This window comes from Brenneria alni (genome assembly GCF_003666245.1).
Taxonomy (GTDB): Bacteria; Pseudomonadota; Gammaproteobacteria; order Enterobacterales; family Enterobacteriaceae; genus Brenneria; species Brenneria alni.
In genome coordinates this window covers 73,037-89,575 of the sequence record NZ_MJLZ01000002.1, presented here as the reverse complement: position 1 = coordinate 89,575, position 16,539 = coordinate 73,037, and the positions used below count along the sequence as shown (strand labels likewise).

At 49.2% G+C, this 16,539-nt stretch carries 13 protein-coding genes; 2 read left to right on the top strand and 11 right to left on the bottom strand.

Features of this window, described 5'->3' with window-relative positions; all coding sequences use genetic code 11:
* Positions 1–9 precede the first annotated feature (9 nt).
* From glnK to BIY29_RS01490, 4 genes are all read right to left on the bottom strand, one after another.
* Entirely contained in the window at positions 10–348 is a 339-nt protein-coding gene (gene glnK, locus BIY29_RS01505) for a P-II family nitrogen regulator (RefSeq protein ID WP_002208627.1), read from the bottom strand.
* A gap of 340 nt (positions 349–688) precedes the next feature.
* Complete coding sequence (locus BIY29_RS01500) at positions 689–2,470, bottom strand: SmdB family multidrug efflux ABC transporter permease/ATP-binding protein (RefSeq protein ID WP_121573121.1); 1,782 nt, start codon at positions 2,468–2,470, stop codon at positions 689–691.
* Positions 2,463–4,232 (bottom strand): SmdA family multidrug ABC transporter permease/ATP-binding protein, encoded by a 1,770-nt coding sequence (locus tag BIY29_RS01495; protein WP_121573119.1) that lies wholly within the window; start codon positions 4,230–4,232, stop codon positions 2,463–2,465. The genes BIY29_RS01500 and BIY29_RS01495 overlap by 8 nt, the downstream gene beginning before the upstream one ends.
* Before the next feature lie 78 nt (positions 4,233–4,310).
* On the bottom strand, positions 4,311–4,772 hold the full coding sequence (locus BIY29_RS01490) for an Lrp/AsnC family transcriptional regulator (protein WP_121573117.1): 462 nt from the start codon (positions 4,770–4,772) through the stop codon (positions 4,311–4,313).
* Positions 4,773–4,890: 118 nt separating this feature from the next.
* On the opposite strand from BIY29_RS01490, the gene BIY29_RS01485 reads away from it, so the two are divergent.
* Both BIY29_RS01485 and queC read left to right on the top strand, forming a co-directional pair.
* The gene (locus BIY29_RS01485; RefSeq protein WP_276310275.1) at positions 4,891–6,009 is read left to right on the top strand and encodes a PLP-dependent cysteine synthase family protein; all 1,119 of its coding nucleotides are present in this window, start codon (positions 4,891–4,893) and stop codon (positions 6,007–6,009) included.
* A gap of 87 nt (positions 6,010–6,096) precedes the next feature.
* Complete coding sequence (gene queC, locus BIY29_RS01480) at positions 6,097–6,792, top strand: 7-cyano-7-deazaguanine synthase QueC (protein WP_121573115.1); 696 nt, start codon at positions 6,097–6,099, stop codon at positions 6,790–6,792.
* Positions 6,793–6,937: 145 nt separating this feature from the next.
* Here queC and BIY29_RS01475 read toward each other — a convergent pair whose 3' ends face one another.
* From BIY29_RS01475 to tig, 7 genes are all read right to left on the bottom strand, one after another.
* A complete protein-coding gene (locus BIY29_RS01475; protein WP_121573114.1) occupies positions 6,938–7,300 on the bottom strand; it encodes a ComEA family DNA-binding protein in 363 nt (120 codons plus the stop codon).
* A 138-nt stretch (positions 7,301–7,438) separates the two neighbouring features.
* The gene (gene ppiD / locus BIY29_RS01470) at positions 7,439–9,319 is read right to left on the bottom strand and encodes a peptidylprolyl isomerase (RefSeq protein ID WP_121573112.1); all 1,881 of its coding nucleotides are present in this window, start codon (positions 9,317–9,319) and stop codon (positions 7,439–7,441) included.
* Between the two features lie 300 nt (positions 9,320–9,619).
* Positions 9,620–9,892 carry a nucleoid-associated protein HU-beta gene (gene hupB / locus BIY29_RS01465; RefSeq protein ID WP_121573111.1) on the bottom strand — a complete coding sequence of 91 codons (273 nt, stop codon included), beginning with the start codon at positions 9,890–9,892 and terminating at the stop codon, positions 9,620–9,622.
* 198 nt (positions 9,893–10,090) lie between these two features.
* Positions 10,091–12,463, bottom strand: a complete 2,373-nt coding sequence (gene lon, locus BIY29_RS01460) for an endopeptidase La (protein WP_121573109.1) — start codon at positions 12,461–12,463, stop codon at positions 10,091–10,093.
* A gap of 191 nt (positions 12,464–12,654) precedes the next feature.
* Positions 12,655–13,929 carry an ATP-dependent protease ATP-binding subunit ClpX gene (gene clpX / locus BIY29_RS01455; protein ID WP_121573107.1) on the bottom strand — a complete coding sequence of 425 codons (1,275 nt, stop codon included), beginning with the start codon at positions 13,927–13,929 and terminating at the stop codon, positions 12,655–12,657.
* Positions 13,930–14,094: 165 nt separating this feature from the next.
* Positions 14,095–14,718 carry an ATP-dependent Clp endopeptidase proteolytic subunit ClpP gene (clpP, locus tag BIY29_RS01450; protein ID WP_121573105.1) on the bottom strand — a complete coding sequence of 208 codons (624 nt, stop codon included), beginning with the start codon at positions 14,716–14,718 and terminating at the stop codon, positions 14,095–14,097.
* Between the two features lie 402 nt (positions 14,719–15,120).
* A complete protein-coding gene (tig, locus tag BIY29_RS01445; protein WP_121573103.1) occupies positions 15,121–16,425 on the bottom strand; it encodes a trigger factor in 1,305 nt (434 codons plus the stop codon).
* Positions 16,426–16,539: the final 114 nt, after the last annotated feature.

The following is a 16,539-nucleotide window of genomic DNA, read 5'->3' as shown; positions in this document are numbered from 1 at the left end:
AGTCAGGCGTTAAAGTGCTGCTTCGTCGGTTTCGCCCGTACGAATACGAATAACCCTTTGTAATTCAGCGACAAAAATCTTACCATCGCCAATTTTTCCGGTATAGGCCGCTTTGCTGATCACATCAATAACTTCATCCAGTTGATCATCGGCAATTGCGATATCAATTTTCACTTTTGGCAAAAAATTGACGCTGTATTCTGCGCCACGGTACAACTCAGCGTGCCCTTTCTGACGTCCAAATCCCTTCACTTCAGTGACCGTGAGTCCCTGAATACCGACGGAAGATAGGGCTTCACGCACATCTTCCAGCTTGAATGGTTTTATCACCACAGTAACCAGTTTCATTCATCATCCCCCTAACCGTTAAGTTCAGACTTACGCCCGCCGCTGTCGCGGATTACTATCATTTCGAATTATCTTCACGCCATCACTAAAGCAAAGGGTATGCCATAAATGATTTATCTGGTCGATATCAGGTAAGAGAACGGAGTTCAGGTCTGTTAAAGAGGGGAAAAATGATCTCTGGGAAAAAAAATCAAAAAAAGCAGGGCACGCAGCGCACCAAGATAGTGCGCAACGCCTAATTATAGTGCAATGAGGCTAAAAACAGAATGAATATGCTTAGTGATGGTGCGAAGCAACAAATAGCCTCCGGCTTTCGATTGTCCTTATGAGTGCATCTGGATCACGACACGGTAGCAGACTCATAAGTAACCGCAGCCGCCAGCTCTTCTCCCGCCAACTGTAACTGATACATCTGGTAATAGCGTCCTTGCTGACGCAGCAACTGCTCATGAGTACCCTGTTCGACGGTTTGTCCATGGTGAAGCACCATAATCGTGTCGGCCTCGACAATTGTCGATAACCGATGAGCAATGACAATCAGCGTCGTTTGAGCCCGGATGACGTTCAGCGCCTTCTGCACCGCTTGCTCCGTACCGGAATCAATGTTCGCCGTCGCTTCATCCAAGATCAGTATCTTGGGTGTTTGCACCAGCACCCTGGCAATCGCCAGCAGTTGTTTCTGGCCTGTGGACAAATTGTTCCCTTGTTCGCCAACGTGAGTATGCAACCCCTCAGGGAATGAATGCACCAACTCTGATAGCTGCACAATATCGAGTACCCGCCATACTTCGTCTTCACTGATATCACGACCCAATGTGACATTTGTATACATCGACTCTGCCAATACCACGGGATCCTGCTGCACCATCGCGACACTATGGCGTAAAACCTGATGCGACAAGGTTGGCAACGGGCGACCATCCAGGCGAATTTCACCTTTATCTGGAGAGTAATACCCCATCAATAGGTTAGCCAGCGTACTTTTTCCGCTGCCGGTATGCCCTACCAGCGCGACAAATCCCCGTTCCGGGATAGTCAGCGAAATATGTTGCAAGACGTTTTTGTCTGTACCATAAGAAAAGGAAACATCATCAATCTCAACACGGCCATGAATAAGTGGCTGTTCGTCACTGCCATAGTCTTGCTGCGCACCATCCATGAGTTCAAAGATTCGCTCACCGGCGACCACCGCCTGTTGCAACATGGACTGCTGAGTTGTGAGTTCAATCAACGGCTCATTTAAACGCCCAAGATAATTAATAAATGCATACAGGACACCCACACCGACCGTTCCCACGGAACTGAAGCCAAATTGCAGCAGCAGACCACACAGCACTAACGCAGAAAACAAACTGAGCAACGGACGCAACAGAAAGCCATCAAGGCGCAGCGTCTGCATACGCGCCCGATAATGTTCCCGGCTGGCATTGCCCAGTTTTTCGCCAAATCGGGCCTGCTGGAGAAATTGCTGAATAACGCCCATGCCATTGATAACTTCATTGAAGCCATCATTAATATCTGCCAGATAGCTTCGTACCCGACGCACAACGGGTATGCTGTAACGCTGATAGATCACCATTACAGTTAACACTGCCGGGAAAATAGTTAAGGCAACCAGCGCCATCCGCCAATCAAGACTAAACATCGCCACCAGCATGGCGCCAATAAGCGCTGCGCTGCGCAATGCCGTTGACACCACCATGACATACAGATCCTTCACAACCTCAGTATCGTTGGTTACACGCGATATCAGTTGCCCTACCGGTTGAGTGTCAAAGGTACTGAGTGGTTGACGCAACGCCGCATCCATGACATCGATGCGCAGTTGTTGCACCACCCCTACAGCCACCCGGTTAAATAACAGCGCCTGGAAATAGTGAAGCACGGCAGCCAATGTCTGCAACAGGAGATAGGCCGCAGCCAATCCTGCAGCCAATGCATACGGAAACTGACCTTTCGCCACCAGATGGTCAATGAAATAGCTCACCAGAACCGGCCCGGAAACCTCGGCGGCCGCTGCCACCCACAGCATCAGCACCCCCAGCGCCAATGGCCTGCGCCACGGTGAACCATAGGCCAACAGCCGTTTTAATGTCGGCCAAAGCTGTCGAGGGTTATTCATCCTTTTCCCCTTCCGTCAGTGGCACATCATCCAATGCAGCTTCCAATTGTTGATAGCGGTACATATCCCGATACCAGCCAGGTTGAGCGGCAAGCTCACGGTGGCTGCCCCGCTGGATAGCCTGTCCGTGCTGGAGTATCAGGATCTCGTTCGCCTCCGTTAAGGCAGAGAGCCGATGCGCACTGATAATCAATGTTTGCTGCTTACCCCATTGTTTAAGATTTTGCAGGATCTGATGTTCCGTCCGCCCATCAACCGCAGACAATGCATCATCCAGAATCAGAATTTCAGCTTCCAGCAATAACGCCCGTGCGATAGCGATCCGCTGCTTCTGGCCACCGGACAGCATGACGCCGCGCTCCCCAACTTCCGTATCATATCCCTGCGGAAGCCGCAAAATGTCATCATGCACGCTGGCAAGCCGGGCGGCTTGCTCAATCTGCAACGGGGTGGCGTCGGGCCAGCCCAACGCAATATTGCGGGCAACCGTGTCAGAAAACAGGAAAGGTGTTTGCCCCACAACGGCAAAACGGCGGCGCAATTCATCCAGACGAATGTCTGACAAGGGAAAGTGGTGATAGCGAATATCACCGGATTCAATATCGAAATGGCGGAGAATCAGCGCCAGTAAAGTGCTTTTTCCTGAACCAGTCGGACCACACAGTCCAAGCACGTTTCCCGGTTTTAGCGTAAAGCTGACCTCTTTCAATACACTACGAGAGCTTTCAGGATAATGAAACTCATGAATATTCACCTCAAGCACGCCACGCTCAACCGGTAAAGATTGCGTACCGTCCGTAACGACCAGATCCTCCGACAATAGCTGGCGAATACGGCTATATGCGGCGCTTCCGCGTTCAACAATATTGAACATCCATGCCAGTGCCAGCATCGGCCATATCATCAGGCCGAGGTACATAACAAAACTGGTTAACATCCCCAACGTCAGCGAACCATTGACCACCATCCAACTGCCACCGCCGATGGCCAGCAGATGTGACAGCCCGATAGCAATGTAAATCGTGGGATCAAAACGCGCATCAACCCGTGCGACATACATATTTTTGGCTCCGGCATCCGCTGCGACCTGCGCAAAACGAGCTGACTGATAGTCTTCCAGACCAAACGATTTAATCATTCGAATGCTGGTCAGGCTTTCCTGAGCTTGATCGTTAAGCGAGGAAAATGCCGCCTGAGCCGATTTAAAACGATGATGCAACTGCGTCCCGTAATGTTTGATAATCAGCGCCATAACCGGCATCGGTAATAGTGCCAGCAACGTCAGTTGCCAGCTTATCTGGGTACACATGACAACCAGAACAGCGCACCCCATCACCATCGAATCGACCAGAGTAAGCACCCCTTCACCGGCGGCGAAAACCACCCGATCAACATCATTGGTGGCGCGAGCCATCAAATCGCCGGTACGATGGCGTAAATAGAATGCCGGATGCTGACGACTGAGTTGATGATAAAAATCCTCGCGTAGCTCAACCGCCAGTTGGTAGGCGGCGCCGAACAGCAAAACGCGCCAGACACAGCGCAACAGATAAACCATCACCGCCGTCAGCAGCATGATGCCGATCCACTGCATAATCTCAGCCGTGGCCATATTGTGTTGAGTGACGCCATCCACCACCACGCCAACCAGTCTGGGGGGCAGCAGTTGCAGGATGGCAATCACAATCAACAATGCCACCGCGCCTATATAGCGCCGCCATTCACGTCGAAAATACCAGCTTAGTTGAGCAAACAGTCTCACGCAGTTTTGATTCCAATATTCAGAGGAGTGGGTATGAACCGAGAAAAATGATTATACAGAAAATATATGGCTACTGAGCTATAACGATAGTGGCAATGCCGTTGTGTATTTGATGCGTTCCATAGCAAAACTGGATGTCACGTCGACCAGTCCGGGGATGCCATTTACCAAACGTTTGTAAAAATCATCATAGCTTTTCATATCAGCGACCTGCACCTGCATAAGATAATCATACTCTCCGGTCATCCGATAGAAAGACAATACTTCTGGCATTTCCGACACGATGCCGGTGAACGCTTGATACCAGCCGCTATTATGTTGTTGAGTCTTCAGTAACACAAACGCCGTTAACCCTAATCCCAGTAGTTCGTTATCCAGTAATGCTACTCGCGCCCGGATATAACCATCCTCTTCCAACCGCTTTAATCTTTTCCAGCAGGGCGTCGAGGTCAGATTCACCGACTCAGCCAGCGTTTGCAGCGAAAGCGTACAGTCCTGTTGCAATAACATCAACAAGGCACGATCGGTTTTATCTAACATAGCGTCATCCGGTAGAAAATTTTTCTCCAATTTCGCGCAATGAAAGATAAAAAAGCAATCTTTTTTTCCTGAAAACTGGTTAATCTATCCATCATTACCGCTCGAACGGACACACATCATGACAAACACCTGGGTAAAAAACGCTATCCGTGCAATAGAGGCTGATTTTCAACGTTCAGCGGATACACATCTAATCCGGCTGACCTTACCGGATTACCCCGGTATTTATTTCTATTTAAAAGATGAAAGCACTCACCCTAGCGGCAGCCTGAAACACCGACTGGCGCGCTCCTTATTTCTATATGGCCTTTGTAACGGTTGGATAAAAGAAGGGACGCCAATCATAGAGGCATCATCTGGCAGCACTGCCATATCAGAAGCATATTTCGCACGTTTACTGGGCTTACCCTTCATCGCGGTAATGCCTGCCTGTACCGCCAAACGGAAAATTGAGCAAATCGCTTTTTATGGCGGACGCTGTCATTTCGTCGAACAAGCAGGGCAAATCTATGCGACATCCGAGCTGTTAGCCAAAGAACTCAATGGCCATTATATGGATCAGTTTACCTATGCTGAACGGGCAACTGACTGGCGTGGCAATAATAACATCGCCGACAGTATCTATCGCCAGATGTCTCGGGAACCCCACCCTGTACCTGACTATATCGTCATGAGCGCCGGAACCGGCGGCACCTCCGCAACGCTGGGACGTTATATTCGCTATCAGGGAATAGACACGCAGTTGGTTGTTGCCGATCCTGAAAACTCCGTTTTCTACGACTACTATGAACAACGCGATCGCTCGATCACCGGAAAGCGCGGCAGCCGAATTGAAGGTATTGGCCGCCCTCGGGCAGAACCGTCATTTATCCCCGAGGTCATTGACAGTATGATCAAAGTTCCCGATGCAGCCAGTATCGCCACCCTCTACTGGCTGGAAGGTATCCTGGGCCGTAAAGTTGGTGCCTCAACAGGCACCAACGTTTGGGGCATGTTGCAACTGGCGAAACAGATGGCGGCGCAAGGTAAACAAGGCGCCATTGTTACACTGTTATGCGACAGCGGTGAACGTTATCTGGATACCTATTACAACGCCGACTGGGTAGAAAAGAATATCGGTGATCTTACTCCCTATCTATACCCCATAGATTTCGAGATGCAGGACAAAACATTACCGCCGAATTCAGTCTGGCGTGACAAATTGCCTGGCAAAATTAAAACAGCCGCCGCTGAATGACGACTATTTTTCAGGTAACATACCGGCTTTATCCCTCAAGGCGTCATGCCCGCGTTGAGGCTCAAATTGCGTCAAGGTGAATGAAAGATGAAGCGCGCTGTTGTCGTTTTTAGCGGTGGACAAGATTCCACCACTTGTCTGATTCAGGCTCTGAAACACTATGATGAAGTGCACTGTATTACCTTTGATTATGGCCAACGCCACCGGGCAGAAATTGATATCGCCAGAGAGCTTGCGCGGCAACTCGGTACAACAGCACATAAGATACTGGATGTGGGCTTATTGAATGAATTAGCCGCCAGCAGCCTGACGCGTGAAAACATTCCGGTTCCTGACTATGACGCCGATGCACAAGGGCTTCCCAGTACCTTTGTACCTGGCCGGAATATTCTTTTTCTGACGCTGGCATCCATCTATGCCTATCAAGTCGGCGCGCAAGTTGTTATTACCGGTGTGTGTGAAACAGACTTCTCCGGTTATCCTGACTGCCGCGATGAATTCGTCAAAGCATTGAATCAGGCCGTCGTACTGGGTATCGCACGCGATATTCGTTATGTCACGCCATTGATGTGGCTCAATAAAGCGGAAACCTGGGCGCTGGCAGACTATTACCAGCAATTGGCTACTGTCCGTCACCATACTTTAACCTGTTACAACGGCATTAAAGGTGATGGCTGCGGCCATTGCGCGGCCTGTCATTTACGCGCCAAAGGGCTGGAACAGTACCAGAATGACCCCGTTGGGGTCATGTCGGCATTAAAACAAAAAACCGGCTTAAAATAATTGTGTGCAATAGAAGTCAGGCAAGACAGAATACTATTTACAGTCTTGCCTGCATCTACATTTTCCCCTGATGCTCCAAGGCGCTTTAAGGTAGCCCTGATTCAACTCAACCGGTGGTTATTTCACCACGCGGTTGCAAAAACCATCACAGTTTTAAGCGTGACAGATTGCGTTCAACCAAAGCGGCACCAATTCCAGGCACTTCCTGCAATTGTTCTATCTGCGTGAAAGGGCCGTTTTGTTCGCGGTAGTTGACGATTGCCTCAGCTTTTTTAAGGCCGACACCGTTCATCACAGCAGCCAGCTCTTCTGCCGTTCCCATGTTAATGCTTACTTCATCCTCATCAGCCGCAGGAAGCAGCGCTTTGTCTGCATTTTGAACGACAGATGCAGACTTCGCTACATCCCCGATATTTTCGGTTTTCGGCGCCGCCTGAACGAATAGCGGTAACCCAGACAGACTCATCCCAACTATCAAGCAAAGTACCTTGACTCCTGACTTTTTCATGCTGTTTCCTCCGTGTGTTTGACAGCATGACTACCTTGCCGCAGGCATAATTTTATCGCAAATAGCTTGGTCTGAATGTGGAAAAGGCCGCGGAAGCGGCCTTTTCTTGTTGCAACAGTTTGCAAATTTATGCGGAGCTTATTGCTGTTCCTGAGCAGCGCTGCCCATTTTAATTTTGGCCTCGCTACGCAAACTGGTTAGCAAAGCATCAAATAGCGAACCCACAGCACTTTGCTGTATTTGTTTGGCAAACTGCTCTTTCTGCTGGTCAGTCAGTTGATGCGTGGCAACGCTGTCCAGCGCCACTAATACCACATTCCCGGCCTGATCCTGAGAAATCCCATAAGAAGGCTTATCTTTAGCTGGATGGGGTAAGGCAAAAATGGACTCCGCCATTACATCACCCTGTGAAACAGAAGAGAGGGTTTTTGGCTCACCAAAGCTCAGATTAGCGGCTTTTAGCGCATCATCCTTACCTTGTTTCAACTCAGCCAGCATTTTCTCAGCATCAACCCGCGCCTGCTGTTCCGCTTTCTGCCGTTTAACCGTCTGTACGACCTGCTCGCGAACCTGGTCCAACGGACGGGTACTTTCAGCTTTATGTTCAGTAATCCGGATAACGAAAGCACGATCGCCATCGACATTAATCACATCAGAGTTACTGCCAGGTTCGCCGTTTTCGCCAACCAATGCACCATCAAAAATCGCCTGGGTGACAGGCTGGAAATTCAATGCCGCCGGGACTTGCTCACGGGTAAACCAGTCAGTTTGTGTTGCTTTCACACCCGCAGCCTCTTCGGCAGATGCCAAAGATTCGTTGTCGTTACTGGCGGCTTCGCTGACTTTTTGCTGTAAAGCGTAATACTCATCAAGCGCTTTTTCGTGCTTCACTTTGGCGGCAATATCGTCACGGACTTCATTTAGTGGCTTAACCTGCTGTGGTTGAATATCGTCAAGACGCACGATCAAATAGCCTACTGAAGATTTTATCGCCGCAGAAACTTGCCCCTTGTCCGTCAGCCCGGCTTGTTTAAGCTCATCAATGGTGGAATTTTCATCCATCCATCCCAAATCGCCTCCATTGCGGCGAGAGACAATATCCGTCGACTTTTCTTTCGCCAGTGCCGCAAAATCAGCACCTTGTTTGAGTTCATCAACAACAGACTGAGCGTCGGCTTCGGTTTTCACCTGAATAATGCTGAATTTCTTATGCTCAGGCTGAGTGTAGTCACTTTTATTTTTTTCATAAAAATCGGTGATGGCTGCATTATCGACCGTGACCTTATCCATGATGTCCGCCGCGTCCAGCGTGATATAGCTTACCTTGAACGCTTCCGGCGCAAGGAAACGGGCCTTGTTCTGATCGTAGTAGCTCTGGATTTCATCATCGGAAACGTTTTCCGCCTTAGCGTTGGCTTCAACATCAATCGTCGCCAGGCGGATAACCCGATCCTGGGCAGCCAGCTTGACCAAATTGTCGACTTCCTGCGGCAGAATGAACTCCGTGTTGCCAAATCCGCGAATGAGTTGCTGTGAAGTCAACTGCTTACGCAACACCTGTGCATACATATCCGGCGTCAGGCCCAGTCGACGAACCTGATTCAGATATTTTTCATTGTCAAAACGATTATTGGTTTGAAACGCAGGGACAGCAAAAATCGCCTGTTTAATTTGCTCATCACTGATGTTCAGCCCTAGCTTATCGGCATATTGATCCAGCAATGCTTCATCAATTAACTGTGCGAGGGCCTGCCTGCGCAGTTGCTGCATATAACCGTCATTACTCGCCAGAATAGAAAAATTTTCACCCAGCGCTTCCTGCTGGCGGCCACGCTCGTTCTGTACGGCTTGCTCAAGCTGGGGCCGGGTAATTTCTTGCCCGTTAACCTTTGCTGCATAATCTCCAGAACCACCGATAAGATAATCACCAACGCCGGTTAAAACGAATGATGCAATAATCAAGGCAAGAATAATTTTGAGCACGACGTTATTAGCGGCCGCGCGTAAATTGTCCATCATAATGTGACAACACTCCGCTGTAGAATAGATAACACTCCCTGCGCTGGCCGAAACCATGCATCCCTTGATTTGCTGTAGCCCACAAACAAGGCCAGGGGCGTTTAAGCTTTGTCTGACAATAGTAACCTGAATTGCCGGTTAAAAAACATCAGGAATGTTTTTTAACCGGCACAGCAACGACCTACATAATAAAAGGCACATCATAAAATGATGCGCCTCGTATCTTACCCTACCACTATCTTTGCGTCAGATAATGTTTGGAAACAACTCGTGTTACACACAAAACCTGTGACGTAATAATCAGTTAACGGCGTCTTTCAGCGTTTTACCAGCACGGAAGCCGGGTACTTTCACTGCAGGGATACTGATTTCTTTACCCGTTTGCGGATTACGGCCGGTACGCGCAGCGCGTTCACGCACTGAGAAAGTACCAAAACCAACCAAAGCAACATCATCCCCTTCTTTCAGAGACTCGGTAACAGAACCAATAATTGCATCTAACACACGTCCTGCCGCCGCTTTGGAAATATCAGCATCTGCAGCAATTTTGTCGATCAATTGTGACTTGTTCACTCTCTCATCCCCTCTGGAATTCTATGGTCGCGCTGAAATTTCCCAAAACACGACACCTAATTTTATATCAATCCTGTCAGACCTTAGCAAGTTACAGCTAAAACCAACAGTGTTCTAACTTAGCCGTACAAAAAAAAGCTGGCAAGCGCCATTTAACCTACCAGCCCTGATTTACTCAGGAGTTCTTGCAATAGGTCACTATTTTGCCTTGGCAGTGGCGGTAGTGGTAACCACTTGCATACCATATGGCGCATTCAGCAACGCTAATGCCAATACTTCCTCAATGCGTTTTACCGGATGAATATCCAGATCGGCAATGACATTTTGCGGAATGTCTTCAAGATCACGCTTGTTGTCATCCGGTATCAGCACCGTTTTGATACCACCACGATGAGCGGCCAGCAATTTCTCTTTCAGGCCACCAATTGGCAGCACCAGGCCACGCAAGGTAATTTCACCTGTCATCGCCACGTCTGCACGAACCGGATTTCCCGTCAAACAGGACACCAGCGCTGTACACATTGCAATCCCTGCGCTTGGCCCATCTTTTGGTGTCGCACCTTCAGGAACGTGAACATGAATATCGCGTTTTTCATAGAAATCCGCATTGATACCCAGTTTTTCGGCTCTGGCTCGCACCACGGTAAGTGCGGCCTGAATCGATTCCTGCATGACTTCACCCAATGATCCAGTATAGGTCAGCTTACCTTTACCGGGAACACAGGCGGTTTCAATGGTTAGCAGATCGCCGCCGACTTCCGTCCACGCCAATCCAGTTACCTGACCGACACGGTTTTCTTCGTCCGCTCGGCCATAGTCGAAACGCTGTACACCAAGGAAATCCTTAAGATTATCGCCCGTAACCTGGATATGTTTAACAGATTTATCCATCAATAGCGTTTTCACCGCTTTACGGCACAACTTGGAGATTTCTCGCTCCAGATTGCGCACACCGGCTTCACGCGTGTAATAGCGGATAATGCCGACAATCGCGCTATCATCAACGGACAACTCACCTTTTTTCAACGCATTGCGCTCAATCTGCTTCGGCAGAAGATGTTGTTTGGCGATGTTTAACTTTTCATCTTCGGTATAGCCGGAAAGACGGATCACTTCCATACGGTCAAGCAACGGAGCAGGTATGTTCATCGAGTTAGACGTTGCGACAAACATGACATCCGACAGATCGTAGTCCACTTCCAGGTAGTGGTCGTTAAACGCCACGTTCTGTTCGGGATCGAGAACCTCCAGCAACGCAGACGCGGGATCGCCACGCATATCGGAAGACATTTTGTCGATCTCATCCAATAGGAATAGTGGGTTTTTCACACCGACTTTCGCCATCTTCTGAATCAGTTTACCCGGCATTGAACCGATGTAGGTACGGCGGTGACCGCGAATTTCCGCTTCGTCACGTACGCCGCCCAGGGCCATGCGCACATACTGACGTCCGGTCGCTTTTGCAATGGACTGCCCCAGTGAGGTTTTACCGACTCCCGGTGGGCCAACCAGGCAAAGGATAGGCCCTCTGATTTTGCTGACGCGACTTTGAACCGCGAGATACTCCAGAATACGCTCTTTTACCCGCTCAAGACCATAATGGTCGGTATCCAGCATTTCCTGTGCCTTAAGCAAATCTTTCTTCACTTTGCTGCGCGCATTCCAGGGAACCTGCACCATCCAGTCAATGTAGCTGCGCACCACGGTCGCCTCAGCAGACATCGGAGACATCATTTTCAGCTTCTGCAGTTCCGCTTCAGTTTTTTCACGCGCTTCCTTCGGCATTTTCGCCGCTTCAATCTTGCGCTTCAGCGCTTCATTTTCATCTGGCGCATCATCCATTTCACCGAGCTCTTTCTGAATCGCCTTCATTTGCTCATTCAGATAATACTCGCGCTGACTTTTCTCCATCTGCTTCTTAACACGACCACGGATCCGCTTTTCAACCTGCAACAAGTCAATTTCAGATTCCATCATCGCCATCAGATACTCTAAACGCTCCGTTATATCGGACATTTCGAGTACCGATTGCTTATCCGCCAATTTCAACGGCATGTGCGCCGCAATGGTATCCGCCAGGCGTGCAGCATCATCAATGCTGTTCAGCGATGTCAGAACTTCTGGTGGGATCTTCTTATTCAGCTTGATATACCCCTCAAACTGATTGATGGCCGTGCGCATTAATACTTCCTGCTCACGCTCCTCAATCGCCGGGGAGTCCAGATATTCTGCCTGTGCCGCGAAATGTTCACCGCTGTCCGATAACGTCGTAATATGCGCACGCTGCAAACCTTCAACCAGCACTTTCACTGTGCCGTCCGGCAGTTTCAGCATTTGAAGAATTGAGGCGACCGTCCCTACTGAGAAAAGATCATTAATACTTGGCTCATCCGTTGAGGCCTCTTTCTGTGCCACCAGCATGATCTTTTTATCATGATCCATTGCAGCTTCAAGGCACCGAATCGACTTCTCCCGACCAACAAACAACGGAATCACCATGTGCGGATAAACCACCACATCGCGCAACGGCAATACGGGGATTTCTATGCGTTTGGAACGCTCAGGGTTCATAGAGCTCTCTCTTAGTTTCGTTTCCGCCAGGTTAAGGGAATCTCGTGAAACGCGATCTTCACGGGTTTCACCAAATAGGTACTCGAGTATATGGGGATAAATATCTTACATTCAACGACCAGTACGCGTGTAAAAGCGAATGGGGGATAAAATCCCCCATTTTTGTCTTGCAGAACGGTGTAATTGGCTACTTATTCGCCGGAGGCCTGTTGCGCTTCCGGCTTACCGTAGATCAGTAAAGGTTCGGACTGACCAGCAATGACTGACTCATCAATCACCACCTTATCAACGCTGTCCAGTGATGGCAGATCGTACATCGTATCCAGTAATGCGGCCTCTACGATAGAGCGCAGACCACGGGCGCCTGTTTTACGCGCCATCGCTTTCCTGGCGATAGCAGTCAGGGCTTCATCACGGAATTCCAGTTCAACGCCTTCCAGGTTGAACAACGCCTGATACTGTTTCGTCAGCGCATTTTTCGGCTCACGCAGAATCTGAATTAGCGCGTCTTCACTCAGCTCTTTCAGCGTTGCAAGCACCGGCAAGCGCCCAATAAACTCAGGAATCAAACCGAACTTGATTAAATCACCGGGTTCAACCTGACCTAACAGTTCACCTTCCGTCGCTTTTTCAGCCGTACCTTTTACCGTCGCACCAAAACCGATACCGCGCCCGGTGTCGGTACGCTGCTCGATGACCTTATCCAGACCAGCAAACGCACCGCCGCAGATAAAGAGGATCTTGGAGGTATCGACCTGCAGGAACTCTTGCTGAGGATGCTTGCGGCCACCCTGCGGCGGCACCGCGGCAATAGTCCCTTCGATCAGTTTCAGTAACGCCTGCTGCACCCCTTCACCAGAAACATCACGGGTTATGGATGGATTGTCCGACTTACGTGAAATTTTGTCGATCTCATCAATGTAGACAATGCCACGCTGGGCTTTCTGCACATCATAGTCACATTTCTGCAGCAGTTTCTGGATAATGTTTTCAACGTCTTCACCGACATACCCGGCTTCGGTCAATGTTGTCGCATCTGCCATCGTGAATGGCACATCAAGAAAACGAGCCAGCGTTTCAGCCAGCAATGTTTTACCGCTACCGGTTGGGCCGATCAGCAAAATATTGCTTTTGCCCAACTCAATGCCATTACTGCTGTCACCGTTGCGTAACCGTTTATAGTGGTTGTAAACCGCGACAGCCAGCACTTTCTTGGCCTGTTCCTGACCGATAACGTAATCATCAAGATGGCGACGAATTTCGTGCGGCGTCGGCAACGCACTGCGCTCACGATGCGGAGACACTTCTTTAATTTCTTCGCGAATAATGTCGTTACACAAGTCAACACATTCATCGCAGATATACACTGACGGCCCAGCAATCAGCTTTCGTACTTCATGCTGGCTTTTGCCGCAGAAAGAACAGTACAGCAACTTTCCTGAACCGTCTTTGCGCTTATCTGTCATGAGTCAAACCTCTTCTTAGTCTTTTGCCCGCAGGCCAACCACAGCGATATCGCTACAGCGAACGCCGATATTTATAGCCAATACGCGCAAAAAAAACATCGCACAACAGACCATCGGTCGAACACTGATTTTTCAGCCACTATAAACTACTAACATAGCAGAGCATCATTCACGATGAGTGAATACAGAATCCACCAGACCGTAGTCTACTGCCTCATTGGCAGAGAGGAAACGGTCACGTTCCGTGTCTCTTTCTATCACATCGAGAGGCTGGCCCGTATGTTTAGCCATCAATTCATTCATCCTGGCTTTTACTTTCAATATTTCTTTGGCATGGATTTCAATATCCGTTGCCTGCCCCTGGAACCCGCCCAGCGGTTGGTGAATCATTACCCGCGAATTGGGCAGACATATGCGTTTGCCTTTTGCGCCAGCGGCCAGCAGGAACGATCCCATAGAACATGCCTGACCCATACAAATCGTACTGACATCCGGCTTGATGAACTGCATGGTATCGTAAATGGACATGCCAGCAGTAATGACGCCACCGGGAGAGTTAATGTACAGGAAAATATCTTTTTCCGGGTTTTCCGCTTCCAGAAATAGCATCTGCGCCACAATCAGGTTCGCCATATAATCTTCAACCTGACCGGTCAGGAAGATTATCCGTTCTTTTAGCAGACGGGAATAGATATCGTAAGAACGTTCCCCACGAGAGGTTTGCTCAACCACCATCGGCACTAAAGCCATATGAGGTGCTTGTCTTTCTTGTTCGCCACTGTATGACATTCACGTCTCCTAGATAAAATACGTCCGGCACCATTATTGCCCGATTCTACTTGAGATAAGAGATGATGACCATGCTCACGCATTCGGTTTACTCATCCGTGGGACAACACGATTAGCCGAAGATCCCTAACGATGCCAGCCTTTTCTCTTCACTTATTTGGGGTATCCGCACCGCTTTTCAAGCTTACACTATCAGTTGTTTTATATTAAAGAGTTATCGGCGATAGCTACCCGGTTAGTTGGCTTTACCCCCGACTTTTATAGTAGTGCAATTTAAGTCATACCGTTTAACAACAAACAGATGGTTAACGATAACATTCAAACAGAAAAAAGCCCGCGCTATAAGGCTCCGGGCTTTTTTGACAGGAAAAAACATGCCTTGCCGCAACGGCAGAATAAGGCTTATGCCGCTGTTGTCTGGTTCATCAGTTCATTAAAGCTGACGGACTTCTCAACCACTTTTGCTTTGGCAAGCAGCGTTTCAACGGCTTGTTCTTCCAATGCGACATTACGCATGTTGTTCAGCAGTTCTTTGTTTTTGCTGTAGAACTCGATCACTTCCTGCGGATCTTCATACGCAGAAGCCATCTCTTCGATCAACGCTTTGACACGCGCTTCGTCTGCTTTCAGCTCATTGGTGCTGATGACTTCACCCAGCAACAGGCCGACGACAACGCGACGTTTTGCCTGCTCTTCGAACAGTTCGCGAGGCAGTTCCAGCGCCTGTTTTTCGTTACCGCCAAAGCGTTGCGCGGCCTGACGGCGCAAAACGTCAACTTCACCGTCAATCAGTGCAGCCGGAACGTCGATATCGTTCGCCTGAACCAGACCGTCAAGAACCTGGTTTTTCACACGGTTACGCACCGCGCCTTTCAGCTCACGCTCCATGTTTTTACGAACCTCAGCACGCAGACCTTCCTGAGAACCGTCTTCCACGCCGAAACGTTTGATGAATTCTTCAGTCAGTTCAGGCAACTCACGCTCTTCCACTTTCTTCAAAACGATAGCGAATTTAGCCGCCTTACCTTTCAGGTTTTCGGCGTGGTAATCTTCAGGGAAGTTCACATCAATTGTAAATTCTTCACCGGCTTTGTGACCGACGACACCATCTTCAAAACCTGGGATCATACGGTTCTGGCCCATAGCCAATACGAAATCAGAGGCTTTGCCGCCTTCGAACTCTTCGCCGTCGATAGAGCCATTGAAATCGATGGTAACGCGATCTTCCGCCGCTGCAGCGCGATCGGTCTCTTTCCAGGCAGCCTGTTGCTTACGCAGCGTTTCCAGCATGGTATCAACGTCGGCATCAGTCACTTCAACAACCGGTTTTTCGACTTCGATCGCTTCCAGATCTTTCAATTCAACTTCTGGATAAACCTCGAACTCCACAGAGTAAGTGAAGTCGCCGCCCACCTGGTATTCACCCGGAACATAGTTAGGCGCACCAACTGGATTAATCTTTTCTTTGATGATGGCATCAACGAAATTACGCTGCATCAAATCACCCAGCACGTCCTGACGCACGGAGGCACCATAACGCTGAGTGACAATATTCATCGGCACCTTGCCTTTGCGAAAGCCGTCAATACGTACTTTTTTGGCCACGTTGACCAGCTCGCTCTTAACTGCACTCTCAATGCTGTCAGCAGCAACGGTAATCGTTACACGGCGCCCAAGGCCTTGAGTGGTTTCAACAGAAACTTGCATCTTGTTACCTCAAAAAATCACAGTGCTCGGTCAACCCCAAAACTATTCTCACAACAGCAAAACTTGTTTCAAACTAGCGCCAACAGGCACTTCGCTGAAAAAGCCTCACAGAAC